Source organism: Thermodesulfobacteriota bacterium (genome assembly GCA_036397855.1).
Classification (GTDB): domain Bacteria; phylum Desulfobacterota_D; class UBA1144; order Nemesobacterales; family CSP1-2; genus DASWID01.
Window position 1 is genome coordinate 1 of sequence record DASWID010000036.1, and the last position, 4,235, is coordinate 4,235.

General features: G+C 39.5%; 3 protein-coding genes. 2 read left to right on the plus strand and 1 reads right to left on the minus strand.

The annotated features are described in order from the left end of the window. The first annotated feature begins 249 nt into the window (after positions 1-249). Entirely contained in the window at positions 250-807 is a 558-nt protein-coding gene (locus tag VGA95_03015; protein ID HEX9665506.1) for a LemA family protein, read from the plus strand. Between the two features lie 120 nt (positions 808-927). After that, positions 928-2,619 (plus strand): DUF2207 domain-containing protein, encoded by a 1,692-nt coding sequence (locus tag VGA95_03020; protein ID HEX9665507.1) that lies wholly within the window; start codon positions 928-930, stop codon positions 2,617-2,619. Positions 2,620-2,770: 151 nt separating this feature from the next. Here VGA95_03020 and VGA95_03025 read toward each other — a convergent pair whose 3' ends face one another. Next, positions 2,771-3,388 (minus strand): redoxin domain-containing protein, encoded by a 618-nt coding sequence (locus VGA95_03025; GenBank protein HEX9665508.1) that lies wholly within the window; start codon positions 3,386-3,388, stop codon positions 2,771-2,773. Positions 3,389-4,235: the final 847 nt, after the last annotated feature.

The window sequence follows — 4,235 nt, forward strand, 5'->3', positions numbered from 1 at the left end:
TTACCTCCGCTTTTTTAAGCTGAATCTGTGATGGATAGCATCATCAATTTATTCAAACACATGTTCTAGCAAAAGTTCTGTATATAAACTACTAGGAATCTCTTCGAAATTAATTACGCTTAAAAGCCAGTCACCAGATTCGACTCACGGACTACCCACTTGACTTGCTTATAGCTCAGTAAGATAATTAGATAACCATAAAATAAGTCCGGGATGCGCAGAAATTTCTTAATTCGTGAGGTGTGAAAAATGTCAGGAATTTTAATCATACTCATAATTATAGGTATATTGGGCGCTATTTTTGTTGGCATATATAATTCCCTTATAAAGCTGAGGAATACTGCTGATCAATCGTGGTCTGATGTTGATGTGCAGCTTATGAGAAGATATGACCTCATTCCGAATCTGGTTGAAACTGTGAAGGGATATGCATCGCATGAAAAAGAGACATTCGAGAAGGTAGTTAAGGCTAGAAATGACGCGATGCAGGCTTCTTCTCCAAATGATAAAACACATACGGAGAATATCCTGCAGTCAACGCTCAGAAGCCTATTCGCACTGGCTGAGGCCTATCCTGAACTAAAGGCAAATCAGAATTTTATTGAACTTCAAAAGGAGCTGTCGAATATTGAAGAGCAGATTCAGCTTTCAAGAAGGTATTATAATGCTGTGGTCAGGGATTTAAACACAAAAATCGAATCAGTACCAAGCAACGTGGTTGCAAATATGTTGAACTTCCAAAAAAGAGAATATTTTGAGCTTGAAACTCCAGATGAAAGAAGGGCTCCCAAGGTGAGTTTTGGCTGAATTATGCGTCAAAGTAGGGGCAATTCATGAATTGCCCCTACCCCAGAGATGAAACCAATTATTAATATGAAGATCATGTAACCTAATTTGGCAATCAAAGGCGCATTTATTGCGGGTTTAATGAAATCCACTTTTTTCGTTGCCCTATCTATCTATATTATCTCCCTTTTCTCTCCCCTCTATGCAGAAGAGATAAAGAATTTTTATATGGAAATGCTGATGAGCGAGGATGGGTCTATCAGTGTCCAAGAGGACATTGAATACGATTTTGGTAATGAGTACAAACACGGAATAATTCGGGAAATACCTTACAAATACCAGATTGGTTTCAAGAATTATAACGTGAGAATGCATGTTCATAGGGCTACGAATTTTGATGGAGTACCCTATAAAAACAAAGTTAGTCGTGATCAAGGCAGATTGATCGTTAAGGTTGGAGATCCGGATAAAGTGGTGAATGGTGTCAAGAATTATAGAATTGATTATATCGTAGATGGTGCGATAACCTTCTTTAATAACCATGACGAGATCTATTGGAATGTAACAGGGAACGAATGGAAGGTTCCGATGAGGAGGGCTAGCGCAAAGGTGTATTTTGATAAAGGGGTACCCAAGGGTGCCACTGTTAAATGCTATACAGGTGTTTACGGCTCTAAAGCAGAAGAATGTGATTTTAATATCACTCCGACAAGCATCGAATTTGACGCTTTGAGAGGTTTCGGAGAGGGCGAAGGACTTTCAATTGTTATAGGAATTCCGAAGGGGTTTTTTAAGGAACCTTCAACTCTAAGAAAGGCTTCCTGGTTTATCTCTGATAACTGGTTTTTCGCTTCGCCTTTTTTGACCCTTTTTCTGATATCGTACGTTTGGTATTCGAGGGGTAGAGACCCCGAAGGAAGGAGTGTAGTAGCTGTGAGGTATGAACCACCTGTGGATATTACGCCCGCTGAGGCAGGAACACTGATGGATGAAAGTGCAGACATTCTTGATGTAACGTCGACTGTTATAGACCTCGCTGTAAGGGGGTTTCTGAAAATCGAAGAGATCGAGAGCACAAGATTTATATTCTTTTCGGACAGGGATTACAAACTTATTAAACTCAAAGATCCGGGAGAAAATGAGCTTAAGACACATGAGTCTGAGGTGTTTTCCGGGCTTTTTGGGGCGGGTAAAGGCATGGTAATGATTTCTGATCTAAAAGACAATTTTTACAAAGTACTTCCACCGATCAAGAAGGCCCTTTATCAAGAACTTATTTCCAGCAGATACTTTTCCTCAAACCCTGAGAACATTCGGGGGATATTTAAATGGATAGGAATTGGAATAATAGTGGTCTCGATGTTTCTATTTCAATTTTGGGGGGTAAAGTTGTCTATAGCCCTATCGGGACTTTTTGTTCTGATATTTTCAAGATTCATGCCCAGGAAGACAAGAAAAGGTTCGTTGGCGAAAGAAGAGCTATTGGGCTTTAGAGAATTTATAGAGAGAGCGGAGAAAGACCGCATTGAGAAACTCGCTAAGGATGATCCTACACTTTTTGATAGGGTACTTCCCTACGCCTTAGTTTTCAACTTGGGGGACAGGTGGGCAGATGCATTTAAGGATATATATACAAGCCCACCTTCGTGGTACTACTCCCCAAGATATGGTGATGCATTTGCTCCCCGAATATTTTTGGCAGATCTAGGAAGAAGTTTAAGTGTCATGAACAGCAGTTTCGCGTCTTCTCCCAAAAAGTCCGGTGGGAGCGGGTTTGGAGGAGGTGGCTTCAGCGGAGGGGGATTTGGAGGAGGAGGTGGAAGATCTTGGTAATTTTCAAAATGTATTAATTAGCCACGAATTCACAGAATGATTATGAATCAAGATACGCGATGCCTGATAAAAAATTCAACGTGTGTCATCCAATTTGAATCGTGAATCATGCATCCTGTATCCCGCATCGTGCAAATTCGTGGCAAAATTGTCAGGGGTTTTCATTTAAGAGTTCCTGGATTTTCAGGTCGATAGCGACAAATGCGGAATTTGCTTCTGGGTTTTCGTCGCTTCTATAAAACTCTCCACCGTCGTGAATTAACCTTATTCTACTCTGTCTATCCAATAGGAAACTAACCGAAGTATATGATCTATTTTTACCATCAAGCCAGTAGGATTTAATAACTTTCCAATCACTATCCTGGGCAATTGGAAAATTGAATCCAAATAACTTTGCTTGCTTTAAAACCACGTCGGAATTTCTTGACCTCTCTGATTTTGGGTGGTGTATTCCAATCACGACTAGACCTCTTTGGGAATATTTCTCATAAAGCTCTACTAGGGATGGGGCAGTCCTGGTACACAGCGGGCATCCCACCAACCAGAATCGAATGAGGACGACTTTTCCAGACAGGTCTTCGATAGTTAATGGTTCGGTATTAAGCCATTTTAACCCATTTAGAGGAGGGGCTTTAGTGCCGACAAGTTCCAAACCTTCTTTAGGTTTCCAATGTGTGTTTTTGTCTGGTTCTTGGCTATAGATTGCTTGTGATTGATGAGATAAGATAAGAAATAATGTAAATATAAAAATCAAATTGAATCTGTCCATGGTTATTGTTCGAGTTATTTTAAGTCGCTTTAATTATTCTAACCAAATACTCTCAATAATCATATATGATAGTTGTGGAATATGTTTGTAGGGTCCGTTTCCCAAACGGGTGGATGTGGAACTCAGCTCCTTTCATTTTTATGGTGTGGATGTTTTTTGTCATTCCGGATGAATGTGGGAAATCTTTTATATATATATCATAGTGTTTTCAGGCCGAGTTATACCGGGAATGAGAAGTCACCACAGCCGGATATTTTAACAATTATCGTTAACTCGTGAATTCCCTGGGGCTTGCTACACAAAGTTTCATTGAATTGTGAATGAAATATTAATCGGATATTCCAGATTTCTATTTTTTCTTTGTCTTGATACAAAGAAACAAAAATCAAGGCTGTCCAAAAATTTTGCTAAAAATCATACACCAAGACTAAAAAATTTAATTCAACCCCAACCCGCAAATTTTTCTTAACGTCTTCGTGTCTGATTTTTTTAACGCAATTTTTGGAATGCCAATGACACCGTAAAGTGCAGTGCCGTCATTGCGAAATTTGCGAAGCAGATTGAAGCAATCTCTTCTAATTTCCCTGTTTTAGGTTTCTTCGTCCCCGTCGACCTATGTCAGGGCTCCTCGTCATGACTCAAGAGGCGGTCTGGGTATGTGCTGATACCCTGTCCCGCTTGCTGCAGTGTTGTTCATTGACTATGAATGAATCTTATTATGTTATTTTGATCGCTGGGAGGAATTTTGATATTGACACCGGCTCTAACAATATGTAATTATTTACTTTTGTAAAATTAAGAAAATGAGATTTACTCTAAGTTGGCTTAAAGAATATGTTGATTTTGA

Excerpts from the sequence above, each read along its gene's own strand:
- VGA95_03015 (HEX9665506.1), top strand. The coding sequence starts at position 250 with ATGTCAGGAATTTTAATCATACTCATAATTATAGGTATATTGGGCGCT.
- VGA95_03020 (HEX9665507.1), top strand. The coding sequence starts at position 928 with ATGAAATCCACTTTTTTCGTTGCCCTATCTATCTATATTATCTCCCTT.
- VGA95_03025 (HEX9665508.1), bottom strand. The coding sequence starts at position 3,388 with ATGGACAGATTCAATTTGATTTTTATATTTACATTATTTCTTATCTTA.